The organism is Halobium salinum (assembly GCF_026586625.1).
In the GTDB taxonomy this organism is placed as follows: Archaea; Halobacteriota; Halobacteria; order Halobacteriales; family Haloferacaceae; genus Halobium; species Halobium salinum.
Genome location: NZ_JAODIW010000010.1, coordinates 170,093 through 191,924, shown reverse-complemented (window position 1 = coordinate 191,924; position 21,832 = coordinate 170,093). Strand labels below are relative to the sequence as shown.

Sequence of the window (21,832 nt, the reverse complement as noted above, 5' to 3'; positions counted from 1 at the left end):
TCCAACGCGTAGCTTGAAACCGTCCCCGGTCGATACCACGGCCATGCCACGACGGAGCGTCCTCTTCTCGCCCGGCGACCGCCCGGAACTGATGCGCAAGGCCCCCCGGACCGGCGCCGACACGCTCGTGTTCGACCTCGAAGACGCCGTCGCCCCCTCCCGGAAGGACGAGGCTCGGAAGGCGGTCCGCGAGGTGCTCGCAGACGACGACTTCGACCCCGACGTCGAGGTGTGCGTCCGCGTCGACGCCGCCCCCGAGGCGGACCTCGACGCCCTCCTCGTCGACGAACTCGACGGGGAACTGGACGCCCTGATGCTCCCGAAGGTCGGCGGACTCGACGACGTGGTCCGCGCCGAGGAACGCCTCGGTCGAGCGGGGTGGGAACTGCCCGTGCTCGCGCTCGTCGAGGACGCCGCCGGCGTGCTGAACGCCGCCGAAATCGCCCGGGCGTCGGCGACCGACGCGCTCGTCTTCGGCGCCGAAGACCTCGCGGCGGACCTCGGGGCGACGCGCACCGAGGAGGGGACGGAGGTGCTGTACGCCCGCGAGCACGTCGTCGTCGCCGCCGCCGCGGCCGACGTCGACGCCATCGACACCGTCTACACCGACTTCGGCGACCCCGAAGGACTGCGCGAGGAGACGGCGTTCGCACTCGGACTCGGCTACGACGGCAAACTGGCCATCCACCCCTCGCAGGTCGAAGTCATCAACGACGCGTTCACGCCGGAGCCGGAGCGCGTCGAGTGGGCCGAACGCGTACTCGAGGCCCGCGACGAGGCCGAAGTCGAGGGCCGCGGGGTGTTCCAGGTCGACGGCGAGATGATAGACGCGCCGCTCGTCGCGCAGGCCGAGCGAATCGTGGCGCGGGCGGCCGCGGCTGACGTGGGGGGAGACGAGGGGGACGGCGAGAGCGGCGAGGACCGTACGGACGACACGACGAAGGACTGATTCGGACCGATATTAATATTGTTCTAGGTTTGGGGTGTGATATCGAGTCGGCAGGCTTAACCCCCACCCCGTGGCACGGATTCGTATGTCAGGCGAGGCCAACCCGTTCGAGAGCCTGCAGGAGCAGATCGACGACGCGGCGGCGTACCTCGACGCGTCGGCCGACGTGATCGAGCGCCTCAAGAACCCCGAGCGGGTGCTCGAGACGAACCTCTCGGTCGAGCTCGACGACGGCTCGGTCGAGGTGTTCCGCGCCTACCGCTCGCAGTTCAACGGCGACCGCGGCCCGTACAAAGGGGGCATCCGCTACCACCCGGGCGTCAGCCGCGACGAAGTGAAGGCGCTGTCGGGGTGGATGGTGTACAAGTGCGCCGTCGTCGACATCCCCTACGGCGGCGGGAAAGGTGGCATCGTCGTCGACCCCGACGAGTACAGCGAGGCCGAACTCGAACGGCTCACCCGCGCCTTCGCGACGGAGCTCCGACCCATCATCGGTGAGGACCGCGACATCCCCGCGCCGGACGTGAACACCGGCCAGCGGGAGATGAACTGGATAAAGGACACCTACGAGACGCTCGAACGCACCACGGCGCCGGGGGTCATCACGGGGAAGGCCCTCGACTCCGGGGGGAGCGAGGGCCGCGTCGAGGCCACGGGTCGCTCGACGATGCTCACCGCCCGCGAGGCGTTCGACTACCTCGGGAAGGACGTCGAGGACGCGACGGTCGCCGTCCAGGGGTACGGCAACGCCGGTTCCATCGCCGCGTCCCTCATCGAGGACCTCGGCGCCACGGTCGTCGCCGCCTCCGACTCCTCGGGCGCCGTCTACGCCGAGGGCGGCTTCGACGCCCGGGCCGCGAAGGCGCACAAGCGCGAGACGGGTAGTCTCTCCGGCTTCGAGGGGGCCGACGAGGAGCTGACGAACGAGGACCTGCTCACACTCGACGTGGACCTCCTCGTCCCCGCCGCGCTGGAGAACGCCATCGACGGCGACCTCGCCGAGGAGGTGCGGGCCGACGTAATCGTCGAGGCCGCGAACGGGCCGCTCACGCCCGACGCCGACGACGTGCTCACCGGCCGCGACGTCTCCGTCTTCCCGGACATCCTGGCCAACGCGGGCGGGGTCACCGTCTCGTACTTCGAGTGGGTCCAGAACCGACAGCGGTTCTACTGGACGGAGGAGCGCGTCAACGACGAACTCGAACGGGTCATCACGACCGCCTTCGACGACCTCACGGACGCATACGAGGCGCACGACCTGCCGAACTTCCGCACCGCCGCCTACGTCGTCGCCATCGAGCGCGTCCTGCGGGCGTACGAACAGGGCGGCAACTGGCCCTGAGCGGGCGGTAACAGAAGGAGTGTCGTCGCGGGTCGCGCCGCTTCGCTACTCCAGGCGCACCGCGGTTCCGTACGCCAGCATCTCGACGCTGTTCTGGGCGACGCTACCGGTCTCGAAGCGCAGGTTCACGACCGCGTCGGCGCCCGTCTCCTCCGCTTCGGCGAGCATCCGCTCGACGGCCTCGTCGCGCGAGTCGCCGAGGAGCTTGGTGTACCCCTTCAACTCGCCGCCGACGATGTTCTTCAGGCCCTGTGCGAAGTCGGAGCCGACGTTTCTGGAGCGTACGGTGTTGCCGCGGACGATGCCGAGTGACTCCGCAACGTCGCGACCGGGGACCGTCTCGGTGGAGGTTACCTCCATATCGTATCGCTCTTCCGGCCGGGATTTATGTCTTCTCCGGGCGACCCGCCGATATGAACTTCGACCACGTCGGCGTGGCGACGACCGACGCGAAGGCGCTGGCGGCGCTGTTCGGCGACCTGTTCGGCGTGACCGTCGCTCACGAGGAGCGCTTCGACGGGATGCACGTCGTCTTCCTCGAGTTCGGCGACGGCTACTTCGAGCTTCTGGAGCCGGACCCGGAGGCCGAGGGCGCCATCGCTCGCTATCTCGACCGCCACGGCTCCGGCATCCACCACGTCGCCCTCGAGACCGACGACATCGAGGCCGCACTGGAGACCGCCCGCGACGTGGGTGTGGAACTCGTCGACGAGGAGCCACGACCCGGCGCGTGGGGCCACGAGGTCGCCTTCCTCCACCCCAAGTCGACCGGCGGGGTGCTGGTGGAGTTCGTCCAGCACTGACCCCTCTTCGGCAGGCTCGTCGGCCCGCACCCTTCCCGACCCGACTCCGTCCCGCGTTCTTGGGCCCCGACCACGCGAGCGATGCAAAGACAGTAAAACCCTCCGCGCGATGAGCGACCGATGAAGGACTGGCTCACACACCGCGCCCGGACCTCGCCGGGGAAGGTGGGGCTCGTCGCCGCCGAGACCGGCGAGGAGTGGAGCTACGCGGCCCTTGACGAAGCGGTCGACGAACTCGCGGGCCGGCTGGTCGGGTTGGGCGTCCGCGCCGGCGACCACGTCGGGACGCTCGTCGGGACGCGACCGGTGGCGGTGGAACTCGTCCACGCCGTCATGCGACTCGGTGCCGTCCTCGTCCCGCTCAATCGCCGGCTGACGGTCCAGGAACTGGGCGAACAGGTCCGAGTGTCGGGCCTCACGGTGCTCGTCTGCGACGGCGAGACCGAGGACCGAGCCGACGAGGCGGCCGGTGCGGTCCCCGTCGCCTCCGTCGACGACCCCGAGCGGACGGCGGTCGCACGTCTCGAAGACTGGTCGCCGAAGGCCGTCTCCCCGGCCGACTGGGAGCACGACGACACCCTCGCGCTCCTGTTCACCTCCGGGACGACCGGGACGCCGAAGGCGGTGACGCTGACGATGGGGAACGTGTTCAGCTCCGCCGTCGCGAGCGCGTTCCGTCTCGGCGTGACGCCGGGGGACCGCTGGCTCGTCGCGCTGTCGCTGTACCACATGGGCGGACTCGCGCCGCTGTACCGCTCGACGCTGTACGGCTCCGTGGTCGTCCTCCGCGGCGAGTTCGAGCCCGGCGCCGCCGCCGACGACATCGGCACCTACGACGTGACGGGGGTCTCGCTCGTCCCGACGATGCTCACCCGGATGCTCGACTCCCGGGGGACGCTCGCGGCGTCGCTCCGGTTCGTCCTCCTCGGCGGCGCCCCCGCCACCGAGGAACTCGTCCGCCGCTGTCGGGACTACTCCGTCCCCGTCCACCCGACCTACGGGATGACCGAGACCGCCTCGCAGATCGCCACCGCGCTCCCCGAGGAGGCGTTTGAGCACCCCGGCACCGTCGGCCGGCCCCTGTTGTGGACGGAACTGACCGTCGTCGACGACGCAGGCGACCCCCTCCCCGCCGGCGAGTCCGGCGAACTCGTCGTCTCCGGGCCGACCGTCACACCGGGGTACTACGGCGACCAGGCGGCCACCGAAGCCGCCTTCGGCCCCCACGGGCTCCGCACCGGCGACGTGGGACACGTCGACGAGGCCGGTCGAGTGTACGTCAGCAACCGTCTCGACGACCGAATCGTCACCGGTGGCGAGAACGTCGACCCCGGCGAGGTGGTCGGGGCGCTCCGGGCTCACCCAGGGGTCGCCGACGCCGCGGTCGTTGGACTCCCGGACGAGACGTGGGGCGAACGCGTCGCGGCGCTCGTCGTCCCTTCGGACCCGGAGCTCACGGCCGAGGACGTGACGGCTCACTGTCGGGAACGCATCGCCGGTTACAAGCTCCCCCGGACGGTCGGGTTCGCCGACGAACTCCCCCGGACCGCATCCGGCACCGTCTCCCGCGAGGCGGTCCGGGAGGCGTTGCTGTCGCTCGGGGAGGGGGAGGAGGCCGAAGCGACCGAGGAGACCGAGTCGGGTGTGGACGTAATCGAGGTCGCCGAAGCCGAATCCCGCGACGCCGACGACGTCGAGCCGAACGGGAGAGAGGACGCGACGGGCGACGGCGACGACGTTTCCAGTGATATCGACGACGGTGGCACCGGCGGGGGTGGCACCGATGGGGGTGGCATCGACGACCGCAGGCCCGGCGACGGCGACGATGACGACGCCGGTAGCGGCCACGACGGCGACAGGTCAGACGAGTACGGTGACGGCGACGACGACGGCGGCGACGACCCTCTTGACGCCGTCGACCGGGCAGAGGGCGCTTCGACCGGCGACTCGCGCGCGGACGAGCCGTCGGACGAAACGTAGCGAACGGGGGCGCTCCCAACGGGTACCACGTTTACCCCCGTTCCACGAACTATTTGCCCGTTCCCTCCCGACGACGAGTATGGACCTTCTGGAAGAGAGTGTCGTTCCGGAGCACGCCCGGGACGTGAAGCAGCAGGCGCGGGAGTTCGCGGCCGAACACATCGAACCGAACGCCGAGGAGTACTTCGAGAGCGGGGAGTACCCGTGGGAGGTGCTCGAAGCGGGGATGGACGCCGGGCTCATCGCCCAGGACATCTCCGAGGAGTACGGCGGGAGCGGGTTCGACCTCCAGCAGGTGCTCGCCATCGCCGAGGAGTTCTACCGCGCCGACGCCGGCATCGCGCTGACCCTCCAGCTCGCGAGCTTCGGCTGTGAAATCGTCGAACACTACGGGAGCGAGGAGCAGAAAGAGGAGTTCCTCCGGCCCGTCGCCGAGAACGACCAGATTTCGGGGCTCGCGGTCTCCGAACCCGACACGGGGAGCGACCTCGCGGGGATGACGACGAGCGCGGAGAAGGAGGGCGACGAGTGGGTGCTCAACGGCGAGAAGTACTGGGTCGGCAACGCCGTCGAGGCCGACTGGCTCACCCTGTACGCCAAGACGGGCGACAAGGACGACCGCTACTCGAACTACTCGATGTTCATCGTCCCGACCGACGCCCCCGGATACGAGGCCGAACACATCCCCGAGAAGATGGGGATGCGCGCCTCGAAGCAGGGCCACATCGTCCTCGACGACTGCCGCATCCCCGAGGAGAACCTCGTCGGTACCGAGGGCGGCGGGTTCTACATGCTCGCGGACTTCTTCAACCACGGCCGCGTCGTCGTCGGCGGCCACGGCCTCGGCCTCGCCGCCGCCGCCATCGAGGAGGCGTGGGAGTTCGTCCACGGGCGCAACGCCTTCGGGCGGAACGTCTCCGAGTTCCAGGCGGTCCAGCACGACCTCGCCGACATGCGACTGGAGTTCGAGGCCGCGCGCTCGCTGAACTGGCGCGCCGCGGAGAAGGTCGCGAACGGGGAGGACGCCGGCTTCTGGGCGGCCTGCTGCAAGACGAAGTCGACCGAGGTGGCGATGCACTGCGCCGAGCGGGGGATGCAACTCCACGGCGGCCGTTCGGTGCTCGGCGAGCGTCGCATCGCCCGCGTCTACCGCGACGTGCGCATCCCCGTCATCTACGAGGGCGCCAACGAGATTCAGCGCAACCTCATCTACCGCCAGAGCCGGTAGACGGGGCACCCGCAGTCGTCCCGTCCGGCACCGAGACAGCCTCGGACTCCCGACTCAGTCCACCGCATCGGCCGTCTCACCCTCTTTCCGCTCGACCAGCGGCGTCCGCGCGGTCCCGACTGTCCGGTAGCGATACGCCGCCGTCGCGGCGACGTATACGACGGCGACACCGACGAAAAACGCCGCCACGGCGGGCGTCGACCAGGTCGACCAGTCGACGACGAGGGGCCACGTGTTCCCCAACCCGTGAAGTAACGCCACGAAGTACACGTTGTGGGTCAACTCGTAGAACGTCCCGAACACCAGCCCGGTAAGTGTCGGGAGCAAGGCGGCCCCGAGGACCCCGCCGAGCGAGGCGCCGGCGACGAGTGCACCCGGTGTGTGGAGCGCGCCGAAGAGGAGACTCGCCGTCACGACGCCGAGTGCGATTCGGAGCCGGGAGTCGTCGCCGAGGAGGGCCACCGTCTTCGTCTGGAAGTAGCCACGGAACGCGAACTCCTCGACCACGCCGACGACGAGGAACTCGACGAGGAGGGTGGTCACCCACGGCGCCGGCAGGGGCTGCCACCGGGGGTCGACAGTCGCCCCGAGGAGGTCGACGCCCCACCGGGCCCCCGTCGCCGCGGCTACGCAGAGCCCGACCACGTTCACCCCGACCCAGACGCCGACGAAGGCGACGAGCGCCGGACGGAGGTGTCGGCGCGAGAGTCCGACGGCCGTCACGCGGATACCTTCGAAGCGGAGAACGAGCAATGTCAGCCCCGCCAACGCGGCGAAGGTGGCGACGTGAACCGACAGGACCACCCAAGCGGCGTACCCGGCGGCGGCAGCCTCGAGCCACAGCGTGGCGGGAATCCAGACACCGAGCGCTGCCCCGAAGCCCAGGAGCGTCCGGAGACCACCTCGAAAGACGAGCCGACGATGTGACATGCGATTCGGTACGGTCGAACGGTACGATTTCGGTCCGAACGTCCGAAAAGGTGGGGGTATCCGTGGTGCTCGGCTGACTGTCGGAGTCTTCGATAGGTTCGGAAGCGTGGGGTTCGGACCCCGCCGCGACGACGGAACTCTTTTCACGTTCATTCCCCCACATCGGCTATGACCTACGATACCGTCGTCTTCGACAACGACGGTGTCCTCGTCGGCCGGACGCGTTACGACGTGCTCCGGGAGGCGACTGAAGACACCTTCGAACAGTTCGACGTAACGGACTTCGACCCCGACCACGCACACGACATGACCGTGGGGACGACCCCCGGGAAGGTCGGCGGCATCACCGACCTGTACGGCCTCGACGCCCGAGCGTTCTGGGAGGCCCGCGAGCGGAGTCTCTCGCTCGCCCAGCAGAAGGAGGCCCGCGCCGGCCGAAAGACGCCGTACGACGACATCGACGAGCTCGAGTCGCTCGACGTGGACATGGGCATCGTCAGCTCGAACCAGCAGGAGACGGTGGACTTCCTCCTCGACCACTTCGAACTGGGCCACCTCTTCGGCGCGGCCTACGGTCGCGAGGCGACCATCGGGAGCCTCGACCGACGCAAGCCCAACCCGTACTACATCGACCGGGCGCTCGAGGACATCGACCCCGGACCGGGTCGCATCCTGTTCGTCGGCGACAACGAGTCCGACGTCGTCGCCGCTCAGAACGCCGGCATCGACTCGGCGTTCATCCGGCGGCCCCACCGGGAGGACTGGGACCTGAACGTCTGGCCCACCTGGGTCATCGACGAACTCGCCGACCTTCACGACATCTGCGAGGGCTGAGGGAAGCGGGAGCCGCGAGTCTGCCGTCGGTGGCCGTCCACAGCGACAGTTATCCCCGCAGGTCGCCTCCGGGGGTCCGTGCAACCCTCCTCCCACCCCACTTTCGAGGTCGGTGTCCACTCGGTCGACGGCACCGAACTCCACTACCGCGTCGCCGGCGACCCCGACGACCCCGCACTCGTGTTCCTTCACGCCGGCATCGCGGACAGTCGTATGTGGGACGGGTTCGCCGGCCGGTTCGCCGACCGCTTCCGCGTCGTCACCTACGACCTGCGCGGGTTCGGCCGGAGCCGGCACGCTCGGGGGACGTTCTCCCACGTCGGGGACCTCGGAACCCTCCTCGACGCGCTCGGCGCCGAATCGGCGAGCCTCGTCGGCGCGTCGATGGGTGGCGCCGTGGCGGTCGACTTCGCGCTCTCACACCCCGAGCGTGTCGACTCCCTCTCGCTTCTCGCACCCGCGGTCGGCGGGTACGACTTCGAAGACGAGGCGACTCTCGACGGGTGGGCCGAGGCCGAGGAGGCCTTCGAGGCCGGCGACTACGACGCGGCCGCCCGAATCGAGATGGACGTATGGCTCGCCGGTCCGGACCGGGCGCTCGACGGCGTTGGTCCCGACCTCGTGGTCCGCGTCCGTGAGATGCTGCTGCGGAGTTACGAACTCGACGCCGCGGGCGGCGAGGAGGTGGACGGTGTCGACGGTGGTGCCCCCGCGGTCGACCGACTCGGCGACCTCGACGTCCCGACGCTCGTCGTCGTCGGTGAGGGGGACACGAGCGACATGCGTCGAATCGCTCGGCTCGTCGAACGTGACGTGCCGGACGCCCGGCTCCACACCGTCGCCGGCGTCGCACACCTCCCGAGTGTGGAGCGGCCGGAGACGGTCGCGGGCGTCGTCTCGTCGTTCCTCGACGGCGTTCGGCAGGCGGTCGAGGGGGGGCGCTGATTCGAGCGGAGCCCTCATTCGACCAACGGTTATCTTCCGGCGGTTCCTACGCCGGCCATGGCAGACGTCTCCGTCACCCTGCTCGACCGAGGGCGCGTTCGCGCCGACCGCAACTACGTCGTCGACGGCCACGCGATGGCCTCCGCGTCGAATCCCGACCCCGACCACGAGTTGGAGGAGTTCGTCGTCTGGAGCGCCGTCGTCGAGACGCCGGAGACGACGTACCTCTGGGACACCGGCTCGCACCCGGACGCCGGCGACGGCTACTGGCCCGCGCCGCTGTACGACGCCTTCGAACACGTCGACGCGGGTGACCACGACCTCGAAGCCGACCTCGCCGACGCGGGGTTCGTTCTGTCGGATGTCGACGCCGTCGTGATGAGCCACCTTCATCTCGACCACGCCGGCGGGCTGTACCACTTCGACGGGACCGACGTCCCCGTCTACGTCCACGAGGAGGAGCTGAAGTTCGCGTACTACTCCGCGAAGACGACGGAGGGGTCCATCGCCTACCTCGCCAGCGACTTCGACCGCGACCTGAACTGGGAGGTCGTCCACCGCCACCGCCATACCCTCGCCCCGGGGTTCGAGCTGTACCACCTCCCGGGTCACACGCCGGGTGTGTTGGGCGCGCATCTCGACACCGACGAGGGGCCACTCCTGATTGCCGGCGACGAGTGCTACGTCGACGCGAACTACGTCGAGGAGGTACCGCTCGGTCCCGGGTTGCTGTGGAGCGAGCGCGACTGGTTCGAGAGCCTCGAGACGGTGAAGGAGCTGGAACGCCGCTCCGACGCGTCGGTCCTGTACGGCCACGACCTGGAACGGTTCGACGCGCTCGCCGAGCGGTGGGGGTGAGGCGACGGACGGCGTGCCGACGTGCAACTCGACCTCTCGACTGACTGACCCTAGACGCGCAGTTTACACTCGTTCGGCCCCAAAAACGCCCGTGAACAAGACGGAGCTACTCCACCTCCACGGCCTCCTGGTGACGGTCGCGGACGACCTCCGAGACGAAGGCGTGCTGACGGTCGCCGACCTGGAGCCGTACTTCGAACTGGAAGTCACTCCCGTTGCCCTCCAAGCCTCCCGGTCGGACCACGAGCGCGCGGTACAGACCCTGGCGGCGGCCATCTCGGAGCGCATCGCCGCCTTCGCCTCGGACGGTCGCGACCAGCCCGAGCAGGCGGTCGGCTGATTCTCCCGAAGAGCGGACGACGAAAGACAGAAAGCCGACCCGACGGAGGGTCGCCTATGGCTCAACGTCTGGAGGACTACTGGGGGGTCGGCCCGAAGACGAGCGAACGCCTGCAGGAGGCCCTCGGGGTCGAGCGCGCCATCGAGGCCATCGAGTCGGCCGACGTGCGCGCGCTCGTCGACGCCGGCATCCCCCGCGGGCGAGCGACGCGCGTCCTGCGCCGCGCCAACGGCGGCGCCGGAATGGATATCCTCGCCACGTCCGACGCCCGAAGCGTCTACGACGACCTGCTCGAACTCGCTGTCGACTACGCGGTCACCCGTCACGCCGCCGACCGCATCCGCGTCCTGACGCCGCTCACCGACCGCGAGGCGATAGAGGCCCGACTCGACCGGGTACTCGACGCCCGCGACGCGTGGGCCGGCCTCGAAGAGCGGGACCGCGAGGCGGTGCTCGACGCGTTCGAGGCCTACGACGAGGCCGACGGGACCGAGCGTGCCGCCGTCGAGGCCGCACTCGCCCTGCGGGACGCCGGGCTCTCGGGCGCCACCTTCGACGCGCTCGACGCCGTCTCCCCGGAGGAGCTTCGCGCCGCCGCCGGGGCGCTGGGGTACGTCGAGACCGGGAGTGGCGACGGCGCTGGCACCGGCGGCACCGACGCGGACGCCCGCGTCCTCGAAGGTGCCGACGAGGAGCTCGACCGCCTGCGCGCCCGCCTCGTCGACGCCGAGGGGCTGGAGAACGCCGCCTTCGACGTGCTCGACTCCGTCCGCGACTCCGGGGTTCGCTCGCTCTCGGAGTTCGAGAGCGCCGTCGTCGAGTACGTCGCCCGGGAGACCGACCTCACGGCCGGGGAGGTTCGGGCCGCTGCGGCCGACGACGCCCGCGACGAGGCCGACTTCGTGAGCGCCACGCTCCGGAACCTCGTCGCCGACCTGCGCGAGTCCGCCGAGTCGCGGGAGGCGACCGTCCGCGAGGAGTTACAGGCGAGAATCGAGACCGCTCGGGAGGACGTGGACGCCGCCGTCGCCGCCGTCGACGACATCGCCTTCGACCTCTCGCTCGGCCGCTTCGCCGTCGCCTACGACCTCACCCGCCCGGAGCTCGTCGAGGACGGCATCGCCGTCGCCGGCGCCCGGAACCTCTTTCTCGGCGAGGAGGTCCAGCCCGTCACCTACGCGGTCGGGACGCACTCGCTCGAACCCGGCGACGTGGACCCCGCCCCGCTCCCTCCGAGCGACGACCGCGTCTCCGTGCTCACCGGCGCCAACTCCGGCGGGAAGACCACCCTGCTGGAGACGCTCTGTGGCGTCACGCTGTTGACCGCGATGGGTCTCCCGGTCCCGGCCGACCGCGCACAGGTGGGCTCCTTCGACGCCGTCGTCTTCCACCGCCGGCACGCGTCGTTCAACGCCGGGGTGTTGGAGTCGACGCTGAAGTCCATCGTCCCGCCGCTCGTCGACGGGAGCCGACCGCTGATGCTCGTCGACGAGTTCGAGGCCATCACCGAACCGGGACGGGCGGCCGACCTGCTCAACGGGCTGGTCGGTCTCACCGTCGACCGCGACGCCCTCGGCGTGTACGTCACCCACCTCGCCGACGACCTCAGCCCGCTCCCCGAGGAAGCCCGCATCGACGGCATCTTCGCGGAGGGGTTGACGGGCGACCTCGAACTCCGCGTCGACTACCAGCCCCGGTTCGGGACGGTCGGGAAGTCCACGCCGGAGTTCATCGTCTCCCGACTCGTCGCGAACGCCCGCGACCGCGCCGAACGACAGGGGTTCGAGACGCTCGCCGCGGCGGTGGGTGAGGAGGCCGTCCAGCGGACGCTCGCCGACGCCCAGTGGCGGTCGTAGCGAAGTGGACGTGCGTCCACAAAATATGGCGGACGAGATGCGCTAAGTCGTTTCCGACCGCAGTGGAGGTCGTGAAGCACCCTGTGAAGGCGACCTGTCGCCCCGAATGCCCGTTCCGCATCGAGTCGGAGGACCGGCGCTACCTCGTCGAGTCGCTCGTAGACCACATGTGGGACGCACATCGAATCGCCCTCGACCCGACGGAGGCGCGGGAGATGCTGTCGGCCTGAGACAGTTCAGCACCTGTCCGCGAGGTCGACGAACGCCTCCTGGTCGGCGGAGAGCCACCGGGTCGTCCGGTCCATCCGAGAGTCCGCCCGTCGATATATAGTACAGCGGTCCGGGCCGTCCTCGTACTTGACGACGACGCTGTGGAGGGCGAAACTGCGGCCGGTGCGGTCGTCCGAACGGGCGCCGTCTCGGACCGTACTGGGAGCGGATGGGTCGGTTGCGGACATCTGCGGCTTCTGTTTCGGACACCGACTCCCGGTCATAAAACCCCTGCTAAGTCGTCTCAATATCCGTCCGGAGACCTCCGTCCGCTCTGTCGGCCCGCGGCGGTTCGTCCGCCGTCTACTGAGGCCGTCGACGCCCGCAATATTTCCGTCAGACCTGCCGACGCAGTCGCTTTCAAGTGTCGCGCCCCCCTCGGTTCGGGGGATGGTCGACCCGACCTCGGACCTCGGCGAGGACGTCGACGACGAGGACGTCCCCTCCTGTCGGCGCTGTGGCGACCCCGTCGACGGTCCGACCCGGCGCGTCGTCAGCCGCATCGAGGAGGGGCGCGTCCACCACCGCCACTTCTGTAGCGACGACTGCGTCGACGCCTGGCGCGACGACGAGCGGTGACCTCGCGGGGCCCGTTCGGCCGCGGGAGTCGACTCCACCCGGCGTGTGTTATTTGCCACCACAGGTCGAAAGAGAGTTCATGCCGATTCCCGGCTACGACCCCGACGACGTCGACGACCACCTGGAGGGGCTCCTCGACGGCGAGGACCTCGACGAGTATCTGAGCGCCGACGAGCGGCGGCGCTACGAGGACGGCGAGAGCTTGGGCGACCTCCTCGACGAGGAGGACATCCGACGGCTCCTCGACGAGGACTCGGAGTCCGAGACGGCGGCCTGACCGTCCGGAGGGCGAGAGTCGACCGAGCATACTGGTAGCAGACGCACTGGGGAGGAGGCGGGAGCGGGCGTCGTGTGAAGAGAGGAGAGGTGTAGCCCGGACGCTCTATCCGGACCCGCTATCCGGACTCCCAACAGGGGGACGGGAGACGGATACCGGTGAACGGTGGGTCGCTTACGCCGCTCCTTCGTCGGTGGCGTCTTCGGCTTCGTCGTCGGCCTCGCCTGCGTCAGCTTCGCTGTCGCCGGCGGCGGGGTCGTCCGCCGCGCCGCCGTCGGCTTCGACGGTCTCCGGTTCGTCGTCGGCGTCGGCGTCGGCGGTTACGACCGCCGCGGGAATCACGTCCACGGACGCGACGTGGTCGCCGGCGTCCAGGTCCATCACGATGACGCCCATCGTGTTGCGCCCGACCGTCGACACGTCGTCGACGCGGGTGCGCATAATCTGGCCGCTCTCGCTCATCACGACGAGGTGGTCGCCCGAGCTGACGGCCTCCACCGCGACCGACGGGCCGTTTCGCTCGTTCGTCTTGATGTCGATGAGCCCCTTCCCGTTGCGGGACTGGACGCGGTAGTCGCCGATGTCGGTCCGCTTGCCGTACCCGTTTTGGGTGACGGTGAGGAGCCACTGGTGGTCGGTCTCGTCGACGGCGGCGACGCCGGCGACCCGGTCGTCGGACTCGAGGTTGATGCCGCGTACCCCGCGTGCGGTGCGGCCCATCGGGCGGACCTCGTCCTCGTCGAACCGGATGGACATCCCCTGTGCGGTGGCGATGACCACGTCCATCTCCCCGTCGGTCACCTCCACGTCGGCGAGCGCGTCGCCCTCCTCCAGCCGGATGGCGCGGATGCCCGTCGAGAGGATGTTCGAGAACTCGGAGAGGGCGGTGCGCTTTACGTACCCGTCGCGGGTGACCATCGTGAAGAACTCCTCCTCGTCCATCCCGTCGCTGTCGACGACGGCCTCGATCTCCTCGCCGTCGTCCAATTCGAGGACGTTCACCGCGGACTTCCCGCGTGCCGTCCGCGACATCTCGGGTATCTCGTAGGTCTTCAGCTGGTAGACCTGCCCGTGGTTCGTGAACGCGAGCAGGTAGTCGTGGCTGTTGGCGACGAAGACGGAGGAGACGCGGTCGCCCTCCTTGAGCTCGGTGCCGATGATGCCTTTTCCGCCCCGGTTCTGGGCGCGGAACGTCGACATCGACATTCGCTTGATGTAGTCGTCCTCGGTGTGGACGACGACACACTCCTCCTCGGGGATGAGGTCCTCGTGGGTGACCGAGCCGTAGTCCTCCACGATTCTCGTGCGCCGCTCGTCCGCGTACTCGTCTTTGACCTCGCGGAGTTCGTCCTTGATGACGCCGAGCAGTTCGGCCTCCTCGTCGAGAATCTCGTTCAGGCGCTCGATGGTCGCCTGTACCTCCTCGTACTCGTCCTCGATGGCTTCCGCCTCCATCGACGTGAGCGAACCGAGCTGCATCGCGACGATGTGTTCGACCTGCGGCTCGGTGAAGTCGAACGTCTCCATCAGCGCCGTCTTGGCGTCGTCGCGGCTCTCGGAGTCGCGGATGGTCTCGACCACGTCGTCGACGTTGTCGAGGGCCTTCAGGCGGCCTTCGAGGATGTGGGCCCGGTCCTCGGCCTCGTCTAAGTCGTACTGGGAGCGCCGCCGGACCACGTCGCGGCGGTGGTCGACGTAGTGCTCCAAGGTCTCCTTGAGGTCGAGCACCCGGGGCTTGCCGTCGACGAGCGCGAGGTTGATGACGCCGAACGTCGTCTCGAGGTGGCTCTCGAGCAGTTGGTTCTTGACGACCTCGGCGTTGGCGCCGCGCTTGAGTTCGACGACGACGCGGATGCCGTCGCGGTCGGACTCGTCGCGCAGGTCGCGGATGCCCTCTATCTTCCCCTCGTTCACGTCGTCGGCGATGCGCTCTATCATACGCGCCTTGTTCGCCTGGAAGGGGAGTTCGGTGACGACGATGCGTTCGTCCTCTTCGACTTCGAACTCCGCGCGGACGCGGAGCCGGCCGCGGCCGGTCTTGTACGCCTTGTGGATGGCGTTGCGGCCGACGATGTTGGCGCCGGTCGGGAAGTCCGGCCCCTTGACGTGCTCCATCAGGTCCTCGATGGCACAGTCGGGGTCGTCGATGAGTTCGATGGTCGCGTCGACGACCTCGCCGAGGTTGTGCGGCGGGATGTTCGTCGACATCCCGACCGCGATGCCGGAGGAGCCGTTGACGAGCAGGTTCGGGAACGCCGCCGGGAGCACGTCCGGCTCCTGCAGGCGGTCGTCGTAGTTCGAGGAGAAGTCGACCGTGTCCTTCTCGATGTCCTGTAGGAGCTCCTGGGCGATGGGCGCCATCCGGGACTCGGTGTACCGCATGGCCGCCGGCGGGTCGCCGTCGACGGAGCCGAAGTTCCCCTGGCCGTCGACGAGCGGGTACCGCATCGAGAAGTCCTGGGCCATCCGGGCGAGGGTGTCGTAGATGGCGCTGTCGCCGTGCGGGTGGAAGTCACCCATCGTCTCGCCGACGATGGAGGAGGACTTCCGGTGGGAGGACCGCGGCGTGACGCCGGCCTCGTGCATCGCGTAGAGGATGCGCCGGTGGACCGGCTTCAGCCCGTCGCGTACGTCCGGGAGGGCCCGGCCGGCGATGACGGACATGGCGTAGTCGATGTACGACTGCTCCATCTCGTCCTCGATGCGGGCGGTCGTGATTCGTGCGGCGTCGACGTCGTCGTCTGGGTGTGGTGCTTCCGAACTCATGGCTCGTGGATGCTGGTGGTGTCAGCGGTGCATCGCTGTACGATACGGCGATTCGCGTCGCCGCCGTCCTGCTGATTCGCCGTGTGCGGTCCGTAGCGACCGCTCACGCCGTCCGAGGGGGCCATCAGATGTCCACCCACTCGGCGTCGCCGGCGTGGTCCTTGATGAACTGCTTGCGCGGGCCGACGGCGTCGCCCATCAGGACCGAGAACATCCGGTCGGCGGCGGCAGCGTCCTCGACGGTGATGCGCTTGAGGATACGGTTCTCGGGGTCCATCGTCGACTCCCAGAGCTGGTCGGGGTTCATCTCCCCCAGCCCCTTGAAGCGCTGGACCTGCGTGGGGTTGCCGTCGCAGACCTCCTCGATGATGCGCTCGCGCTCGGCCTCCGTCATCGCGTCGTACGTCTCGCCGCGGTAGCGAACCCGGTAGAGGGGCGGTTGGGCGGCGTACACGTAGCCGGCCTCGATGAGCGGCTTCATGTGCCGGTACAGCAGGGTGAGCAGCAGCGTGCGGATGTGGGCGCCGTCGACGTCGGCGTCCGTCATCAGGATGACCTTCTGGTAGCGCGCCTCCTCGATGTCGAACTCCTCGCCGATACCCGCGCCGATGGCGGTGATGAGCGCGCGCACCTCGTTGTTCTCGAGGATGCGGTCCAGCCGGTGTTTCTCGACGTTCAGAATCTTCCCACGGAGCGGGAGGATGGCCTGGAACTTCCGGTCTCGACCCTGCTTCGCGCTGCCGCCCGCGGAGTCACCCTCCACGACGAACAGTTCGGCCTCGGCCGGGTCCCGGGTCTGACAGTCGGCGAGCTTCCCCGGGAGCGAGGTGGATTCGAGGGCCGACTTCCGGCGCGTCAGCTCCTCGGCCTTCTTCGCGGCCTGTCGAGCCTTCGCGGCTTCGACGGCCTTCGAGACGACCATCGCGGCCGTGTCGGGGTTCTCCTCGAAGTACGTGCCCAGCCCCTCGTGGACCGCGCTCTCAACGATGCCGCGCACCTCGGAGTTGCCGAGTTTGGTCTTCGTCTGCCCCTCGAACTGGGGGTCGGGGTGTTTGACCGAGATGACGGCCGTCAGCCCCTCGCGGACGTCCTCGCCCTTGAGGTTCCCGTCTATCTCGTCGGCCAGCCCGTTCGAGTTGGCGTAGTCGTTGACGACGCGGGTGAGCGCCGTCTTGAACCCGGTGAGGTGTGAGCCGCCCTCGCGGGTGTTGATGTTGTTCGCGAAGGAGTGGATGGAGCCCTGCAGTTCGTCGGTGGCCTGCATGGCGAGTTCGACCTGGATGCCCTCCTCCTCGTCGTCGAAGTAGACGACGTCGTCGTGCAGCGGCGTCTTCGTCTCGTTGAGGTACTCGACGAACTCGCGGATGCCGCCGTCGTAACGGAAGCGCTCGAAGCGCGGTTCGGTGTCGCCGTCCTCGGTCTCGACCGCCTCGGACTCGCGTTCGTCGGTGAGCGTTATCTCGACGCCGGAGTTGAGGAAGGCCAGCTCCCGAAGGCGGTTGGCGAGCGTGGAGAACTCGAAGTCCGTCGTCTCGAAGATGTCGTCGTCCGGCCAGAATCGGATGGAGCTACCGCGCTCCTCGCCCTCCTCGAGGTCGCGCACCTTCTCGAACCCGTCGGGCTTGGGTTCGCCGCGCTCGAACTCGTGGCGCCACAGCGCGCCGTCGCGCTTGATTTCGACTTCGAGCGTCGAGGAGAGGGCGTTGACGACGCTGACACCGACGCCGTGGAGCCCGCCCGAGACCTGGTAGGACTTGTTGTCGAACTTCCCGCCGGCGTGGAGGACGGTCATGATGACCTCGACGGCCGGCCGGTCGTACTGTTCGTGGGTGTCGACCGGAATCCCCCGGCCGTCGTCCGCGACGGAGACGGAGCCGTCCTCGTGGATGGTCACGTCGATGTCGTCGCAGTAGCCCGCCAACGCCTCGTCGATAGAGTTGTCGACGACCTCGTAGACGAGATGGTGGAGCCCACGTGTGTCCGTGGACCCGATGTACATGGCCGGGCGCTTTCGGACGGCCTGGAGGCCCTCCAGCACCTGAATCTGCCCGGCGCCGTACTCGTTTTCCTGTGACATTGGTCGTGAGGGGCCTATGTGATGGTGGGTCTTAAAGGCTCCCACGCGCACGCGGGCGGGTATCACAGAATAGACGGGAGCGTAGCCGGCAGACGCTCGTCGGACGCCGGGCGAACGTGGCCCTACATCCCGGTGCCGTCCTTCGATTTCACTTTCACTCCGGTGACGGAGAGGCTTTAAGGGTCGACGGGTAAAGAGGGTTCACACAGAATGACGTCGTTCCAGTCGACGCTCGGCGAGGACGAGGGGATCGCCGAGGAGCTGGCCGCGAGCCAGCGCGAGATCTCCATCGCCGAGTTCTTCGAGAAGAACAAGCACATGCTCGGGTTCGACTCGGGGGCCCGAGGGCTCGTCACGGCCGTGAAGGAGGCCGTCGACAACGCCCTCGACGCCTGCGAGGAGGCCGGGGTCGCACCCGACATCTACGTCGAGGTGAGCGAGGTGGGCGACTACTACCGCCTCGTCGTCGAGGACAACGGGCCGGGCATCACAAAGGCACAGCTCCCGAAAGTGTTCGGGAAACTCCTCTACGGCTCCCGCTTTCACGCCCGCGAGCAGTCCCGCGGGCAGCAGGGTATCGGTATCTCCGCGGCCGTCCTCTTCTCCCAGCTCACCTCCGGGAAGCCGGCGAAGATTACGAGTCGGACCCAAGGTGCCGCCGAGGCGAACTACTACGAGCTCATCATCGACACGGACACGAACGAGCCCGAAATCAAAGCCGAGAGCGAGACTTCGTGGGACCGCTCACACGGCACTCGCATCGAGTTGGAGATGGAGGCCAACATGCGCGCCCGGGCCCAGCTCCACGACTACATCAAGCACACGGCGGTCGTCAACCCCCACGCCCGCCTCGAACTCCGCGAGCCCGGCATCGACGAGCCCCTGAAGTTCGAGCGCGCAACCGACCAGCTCCCCGCCGAGACCGAAGAGATTCGGCCCCACCCGCACGGGGTCGAACTCGGCACCCTCATCAAGATGCTCGAGGCCACGGAGTCGTACTCCGTCTCGGGGTTCCTCCAGGAGGAGTTCACCCGGGTCGGGAAGAAGACCGCCGACAAGGTGGTGAACAACTTCCGCGACCGGTACTTCGGCCGGGAGATGTCGTGGCCGACCCCCGAGTCGGTCGACGTCGAGGCCATCCTCATCGGGGCCGTCTCCGGCAAGGGGAAGGAGGCGACCGCCGCCTTCGCGACGGGGGTCGCCGACGTGCTCGCCTCCCGCGACCGGACGTGTCACGCCGACCTCGTGGAAATCGTCGACAACGTCGCCGAGAGCGTCGAGGCGGAGACGGGCAAGACGTTCGGCGACACCGTCCGCGAGAACGCCGTCGAGGCCGCCTGGGACGCCATGACGACCGGCCGCGTCGACGACGGAGAGGCCGACGCCGCCGTCGGCGACGCGGACGACGACGCCGTCGAGGTCGAACCCGAGTCCGTCCTGCGCGCGCCGCTGTACGCCGTCGTCGACGACGCGACCAGCACCCAGAAGGACGACGCGACGGTGCAAGGGCTCGCAGAGCGCCTCGCCGCGGACTTCGAGGCGCTCGACGACTTCCGACACCGGCTCACCCACTCGGAACTGAAGCGACTCGTCGACGACGCCGCGGACCGGATGGTGGAGTTCGACGAGGTCACCTTCGGGGAGACCGCCCGCGAGAACGTCGTCGCCTCGCTGTGGGCGAAGACCCGGACGGTGCCCGACGAGGCGCCGAAGGTGCGCGACGTGGCCGCGAACCGCGACACCGCCTCGGCACTGCTCGACGCGATGCGCGAGACGGACATCCTCGCGCCGCCGACGGACTGTCTCTCCCCCATCACCGCCGAACTGCTGGAGGAGGGGCTTCGCAAGGAGTACGACGCCGACTTCTACGCGGCCGCCACGCGCGACGCCGAGGTCCACGGCGGCGACCCGTTCATCGTCGAGGCCGGCATCGCCTACGGCGGCGACCTCGCCGCGGAAGGACAGGTCGACCTGCTCCGCTTCGCCAACCGCGTCCCGCTCGTCTACCAGCGCGGCGCCTGCGCCACCACGGACGTCGTCAAGCGCATCGGCTGGCGCAACTACGGACTGGACCAGCCCGGCGGCAGCGGGATGCCGAACGGCCCCGCCGTCATCATGATTCACGTCGCCTCCACGAACGTCCCCTTCACCAGCGAGTCGAAAGACGCCCTCGCGAACATCCCGGCCATCGAAGACGAGATCGAACTCGCCATCCGCGAGGCCGCACGGGAGCTCAAGTCCTACCTCAACAAGCGCCGCTCGATGGAGAAGCGCCGGGAGAAACAGGACGTGCTCGGGAAGATTCTCCCGCAGATGGCGACGAAGGTCTCGGAGGTCACCGGGCGGGAACGACCCGAGATAGACGGCGCGTTGGCGCGTATCATGAACAACGTCAGCGTCGAGCGCGTCGTGACGGAGGGGGAGGTGACCCTCCGCGTCGAGAACTACTCGGACCGAACCGAGACGCCCGAGATAACGGACATCGTCAGCGTCGAGCCACAGGGGCTCAACGGCGACGCCTCCGTCGTCGACCTCGACGGCGAGTGGTTCGTGAAGTGGTCCCCGTCGGTGTCGGCGGGCGAGACGGCGGAGCTGACCTATCAGGTGGCCGACGACGCCGACTTCGACATCCAGGTCGACGGCGTCGAAGCCGAGAAACTGACGGTTCAGAACTAACGATATGAGCGCGAAAACCCAGGAAGAGAAGGCGCGAGAACAGCTCATCGACCTCGCGGCGGAGTTCTACGACCAGTTCGCCCGCGGCGAGATTCCGGAGATGCAGCTGCCGACTCGGACGAAGAGCAACATCGAGTACGACGAGGACTCGAACGTGTGGGTGTACGGCGACCGCACCTCGACGCGCTCCGCCAACTCGGTGCGCGGCGCGCGGAAGCTGCTGAAAGCCATCTACACCATCGACTTCCTCGCCCAGCAGCTGGACCAGGACCGCTCGTCCACCCTGCGTGAGCTGTACTACCTCTCGGAGTCGTGGGACAACGAGGAGGCGCAGTTCAACGACCAGGACGAGTCCAACCAGCTGGTGGAGGACTTAGAAATCGTCTCGGAGGTGACGCGCGAGGACTTCCACATGCGGCCGGAGGAGTCGGGTGCGACGCTGATGGGCCCAATCCGCATCCGCGAGCAGACCCGCCGCGGCGAGCGCGAGATTCACTGCCAGGACGACGTGGGCGAGGGCGGCTACCAGATTCCGAACAACCCGGACACCATCGAGTTCCTCGAGCACGACGTCGACTTCGTGCTCTGTGTCGAGACCGGCGGGATGCGCGACCGTTTGGTCGAAAACGGGTTCGACGAGCAGTACAACGTGCTCGTCGTCCACCTCAAGGGACAGCCGGCGCGGGCGACCCGACGCATCACGAAGCGCCTCCACGACGAACTGGACCTGCCCGTGACGGTGTTCACCGACGGCGACCCGTGGTCGTACCGCATCTACGGCTCCGTCGCCTACGGCTCCATCAAGTCCGCCCACCTCTCCGAGTACCTCGCCACCCCAGCGGCCCAGTACGTCGGCATCCGCCCGCAGGACATCGTCGACTACGACCTGCCGACGGACCCCCTCTCGGATTCGGACATCAACGCCCTCGAATCCGAACTGGAGGACCCGCGCTTCCAGACGGACTTCTGGCGCGAGCAGATAGAGCTCCAGCTCGAAATCGGCAAGAAGGCGGAACAGCAGGCGCTCGCCTCCCGCGGGCTGGACTTCGTCACCGACACGTACCTCCCCGAGCGGCTGACCGAGATGGGGATTCTGTAGGGTACCCGTCCCGCTGAATAGCT

The 21,832-nt window shown here is 68.5% G+C and carries 20 protein-coding genes; 15 read left to right on the top strand and 5 right to left on the bottom strand.

The genetic code is table 11. The annotated features are described in order from the left end of the window. Window positions 1-43: 43 nt before the first annotated feature. A complete protein-coding gene (locus tag N5095_RS19590; RefSeq protein WP_267624864.1) occupies window positions 44-949 on the top strand; it encodes an HpcH/HpaI aldolase/citrate lyase family protein in 906 nt (301 codons plus the stop codon). An 85-nt stretch (window positions 950-1,034) separates the two neighbouring features. After that, the gene (locus N5095_RS19585; protein ID WP_267624863.1) at window positions 1,035-2,291 is read left to right on the top strand and encodes a Glu/Leu/Phe/Val family dehydrogenase; all 1,257 of its coding nucleotides are present in this window, start codon (window positions 1,035-1,037) and stop codon (window positions 2,289-2,291) included. 45 nt (window positions 2,292-2,336) lie between these two features. Here N5095_RS19585 and N5095_RS19580 read toward each other — a convergent pair whose 3' ends face one another. Then, window positions 2,337-2,651 carry a YbjQ family protein gene (locus N5095_RS19580; RefSeq protein WP_267624862.1) on the bottom strand — a complete coding sequence of 105 codons (315 nt, stop codon included), beginning with the start codon at window positions 2,649-2,651 and terminating at the stop codon, window positions 2,337-2,339. Between the two features lie 53 nt (window positions 2,652-2,704). Here N5095_RS19580 and mce point away from each other — a divergent pair, with 53 nt between their 5' ends. The 3 genes from mce to N5095_RS19565 all read left to right on the top strand — a co-directional run bounded on the left by mce (window position 2,705) and on the right by N5095_RS19565 (window position 6,302). Continuing rightward, window positions 2,705-3,094 (top strand): methylmalonyl-CoA epimerase, encoded by a 390-nt coding sequence (gene mce, locus N5095_RS19575; protein ID WP_267624861.1) that lies wholly within the window; start codon window positions 2,705-2,707, stop codon window positions 3,092-3,094. Between the two features lie 120 nt (window positions 3,095-3,214). Next, window positions 3,215-5,074: an o-succinylbenzoate--CoA ligase gene (gene menE / locus N5095_RS19570; RefSeq protein ID WP_267624860.1), complete on the top strand. Its 1,860-nt coding sequence runs from the start codon at window positions 3,215-3,217 to the stop codon at window positions 5,072-5,074. 79 nt (window positions 5,075-5,153) lie between these two features. Beyond that, window positions 5,154-6,302, top strand: a complete 1,149-nt coding sequence (locus N5095_RS19565) for an acyl-CoA dehydrogenase family protein (RefSeq protein WP_267624859.1) — start codon at window positions 5,154-5,156, stop codon at window positions 6,300-6,302. 54 nt (window positions 6,303-6,356) lie between these two features. Here the strand turns inward: N5095_RS19565 and N5095_RS19560 are convergent, their stop codons facing one another. Next, window positions 6,357-7,232, bottom strand: a complete 876-nt coding sequence (locus N5095_RS19560; protein ID WP_267624858.1) for a CPBP family intramembrane glutamic endopeptidase — start codon at window positions 7,230-7,232, stop codon at window positions 6,357-6,359. A 168-nt stretch (window positions 7,233-7,400) separates the two neighbouring features. On the opposite strand from N5095_RS19560, the gene N5095_RS19555 reads away from it, so the two are divergent. From N5095_RS19555 to N5095_RS19530, 6 genes are all read left to right on the top strand, one after another. Continuing rightward, window positions 7,401-8,066, top strand: a complete 666-nt coding sequence (locus tag N5095_RS19555) for an HAD family hydrolase (RefSeq protein WP_267624857.1) — start codon at window positions 7,401-7,403, stop codon at window positions 8,064-8,066. A 78-nt stretch (window positions 8,067-8,144) separates the two neighbouring features. Next, window positions 8,145-9,011, top strand: coding sequence for an alpha/beta fold hydrolase (locus N5095_RS19550; protein ID WP_267624856.1), 867 nt, complete (start codon window positions 8,145-8,147; stop codon window positions 9,009-9,011). 57 nt (window positions 9,012-9,068) lie between these two features. Then, window positions 9,069-9,869, top strand: coding sequence for an N-acyl homoserine lactonase family protein (locus N5095_RS19545; protein WP_267624855.1), 801 nt, complete (start codon window positions 9,069-9,071; stop codon window positions 9,867-9,869). A gap of 91 nt (window positions 9,870-9,960) precedes the next feature. Further along, window positions 9,961-10,209, top strand: coding sequence for a UPF0058 family protein (locus N5095_RS19540; RefSeq protein ID WP_267624854.1), 249 nt, complete (start codon window positions 9,961-9,963; stop codon window positions 10,207-10,209). A gap of 56 nt (window positions 10,210-10,265) precedes the next feature. Beyond that, window positions 10,266-12,065 carry a MutS family DNA mismatch repair protein gene (locus tag N5095_RS19535; protein ID WP_267624853.1) on the top strand — a complete coding sequence of 600 codons (1,800 nt, stop codon included), beginning with the start codon at window positions 10,266-10,268 and terminating at the stop codon, window positions 12,063-12,065. Between the two features lie 71 nt (window positions 12,066-12,136). Further along, window positions 12,137-12,295 (top strand): hypothetical protein, encoded by a 159-nt coding sequence (locus N5095_RS19530; protein WP_267624852.1) that lies wholly within the window; start codon window positions 12,137-12,139, stop codon window positions 12,293-12,295. A 6-nt stretch (window positions 12,296-12,301) separates the two neighbouring features. Here the strand turns inward: N5095_RS19530 and N5095_RS19525 are convergent, their stop codons facing one another. Then, complete coding sequence (locus tag N5095_RS19525; protein WP_267624851.1) at window positions 12,302-12,523, bottom strand: DUF7511 domain-containing protein; 222 nt, start codon at window positions 12,521-12,523, stop codon at window positions 12,302-12,304. 202 nt (window positions 12,524-12,725) lie between these two features. On the opposite strand from N5095_RS19525, the gene N5095_RS19520 reads away from it, so the two are divergent. Both N5095_RS19520 and N5095_RS19515 read left to right on the top strand, forming a co-directional pair. After that, on the top strand, window positions 12,726-12,914 hold the full coding sequence (locus tag N5095_RS19520) for a DUF7576 family protein (RefSeq protein ID WP_267624850.1): 189 nt from the start codon (window positions 12,726-12,728) through the stop codon (window positions 12,912-12,914). Window positions 12,915-12,993: 79 nt separating this feature from the next. Next, complete coding sequence (locus N5095_RS19515) at window positions 12,994-13,191, top strand: DUF8027 family protein (protein WP_267624849.1); 198 nt, start codon at window positions 12,994-12,996, stop codon at window positions 13,189-13,191. A gap of 174 nt (window positions 13,192-13,365) precedes the next feature. Here the strand turns inward: N5095_RS19515 and gyrA are convergent, their stop codons facing one another. Together gyrA and gyrB are read right to left on the bottom strand one after the other, a co-directional pair. Continuing rightward, window positions 13,366-15,957 (bottom strand): DNA gyrase subunit A, encoded by a 2,592-nt coding sequence (gyrA, locus tag N5095_RS19510; RefSeq protein ID WP_267624848.1) that lies wholly within the window; start codon window positions 15,955-15,957, stop codon window positions 13,366-13,368. A 124-nt stretch (window positions 15,958-16,081) separates the two neighbouring features. Then, entirely contained in the window at window positions 16,082-18,034 is a 1,953-nt protein-coding gene (gene gyrB, locus N5095_RS19505) for a DNA topoisomerase (ATP-hydrolyzing) subunit B (RefSeq protein WP_267624847.1), read from the bottom strand. Between the two features lie 210 nt (window positions 18,035-18,244). On the opposite strand from gyrB, the gene N5095_RS19500 reads away from it, so the two are divergent. Continuing rightward, window positions 18,245-20,710 carry a DNA topoisomerase VI subunit B gene (locus N5095_RS19500; RefSeq protein ID WP_267624846.1) on the top strand — a complete coding sequence of 822 codons (2,466 nt, stop codon included), beginning with the start codon at window positions 18,245-18,247 and terminating at the stop codon, window positions 20,708-20,710. Between the two features lie 4 nt (window positions 20,711-20,714). Further along, window positions 20,715-21,809 (top strand): DNA topoisomerase IV subunit A, encoded by a 1,095-nt coding sequence (locus N5095_RS19495; RefSeq protein WP_267624845.1) that lies wholly within the window; start codon window positions 20,715-20,717, stop codon window positions 21,807-21,809. Window positions 21,810-21,832: the final 23 nt, after the last annotated feature.

Bases quoted from the DNA above. Each gene is read 5' to 3' on its own strand.
- N5095_RS19590 (WP_267624864.1), top strand. From the start codon at position 44: ATGCCACGACGGAGCGTCCTCTTCTCGCCCGGCGACCGCCCGGAACTG.
- N5095_RS19585 (WP_267624863.1), top strand. From the start codon at position 1,035: ATGTCAGGCGAGGCCAACCCGTTCGAGAGCCTGCAGGAGCAGATCGAC.
- N5095_RS19580 (WP_267624862.1), bottom strand. From the start codon at position 2,651: ATGGAGGTAACCTCCACCGAGACGGTCCCCGGTCGCGACGTTGCGGAG.
- mce (WP_267624861.1), top strand. From the start codon at position 2,705: ATGAACTTCGACCACGTCGGCGTGGCGACGACCGACGCGAAGGCGCTG.
- menE (WP_267624860.1), top strand. From the start codon at position 3,215: ATGAAGGACTGGCTCACACACCGCGCCCGGACCTCGCCGGGGAAGGTG.
- N5095_RS19565 (WP_267624859.1), top strand. From the start codon at position 5,154: ATGGACCTTCTGGAAGAGAGTGTCGTTCCGGAGCACGCCCGGGACGTG.
- N5095_RS19560 (WP_267624858.1), bottom strand. From the start codon at position 7,232: ATGTCACATCGTCGGCTCGTCTTTCGAGGTGGTCTCCGGACGCTCCTG.
- N5095_RS19555 (WP_267624857.1), top strand. From the start codon at position 7,401: ATGACCTACGATACCGTCGTCTTCGACAACGACGGTGTCCTCGTCGGC.
- N5095_RS19545 (WP_267624855.1), top strand. From the start codon at position 9,069: ATGGCAGACGTCTCCGTCACCCTGCTCGACCGAGGGCGCGTTCGCGCC.
- N5095_RS19535 (WP_267624853.1), top strand. From the start codon at position 10,266: ATGGCTCAACGTCTGGAGGACTACTGGGGGGTCGGCCCGAAGACGAGC.
- N5095_RS19525 (WP_267624851.1), bottom strand. From the start codon at position 12,523: ATGTCCGCAACCGACCCATCCGCTCCCAGTACGGTCCGAGACGGCGCC.
- N5095_RS19520 (WP_267624850.1), top strand. From the start codon at position 12,726: ATGGTCGACCCGACCTCGGACCTCGGCGAGGACGTCGACGACGAGGAC.
- N5095_RS19515 (WP_267624849.1), top strand. From the start codon at position 12,994: ATGCCGATTCCCGGCTACGACCCCGACGACGTCGACGACCACCTGGAG.
- gyrA (WP_267624848.1), bottom strand. From the start codon at position 15,957: ATGAGTTCGGAAGCACCACACCCAGACGACGACGTCGACGCCGCACGA.
- gyrB (WP_267624847.1), bottom strand. From the start codon at position 18,034: ATGTCACAGGAAAACGAGTACGGCGCCGGGCAGATTCAGGTGCTGGAG.
- N5095_RS19500 (WP_267624846.1), top strand. From the start codon at position 18,245: ATGACGTCGTTCCAGTCGACGCTCGGCGAGGACGAGGGGATCGCCGAG.
- N5095_RS19495 (WP_267624845.1), top strand. From the start codon at position 20,715: ATGAGCGCGAAAACCCAGGAAGAGAAGGCGCGAGAACAGCTCATCGAC.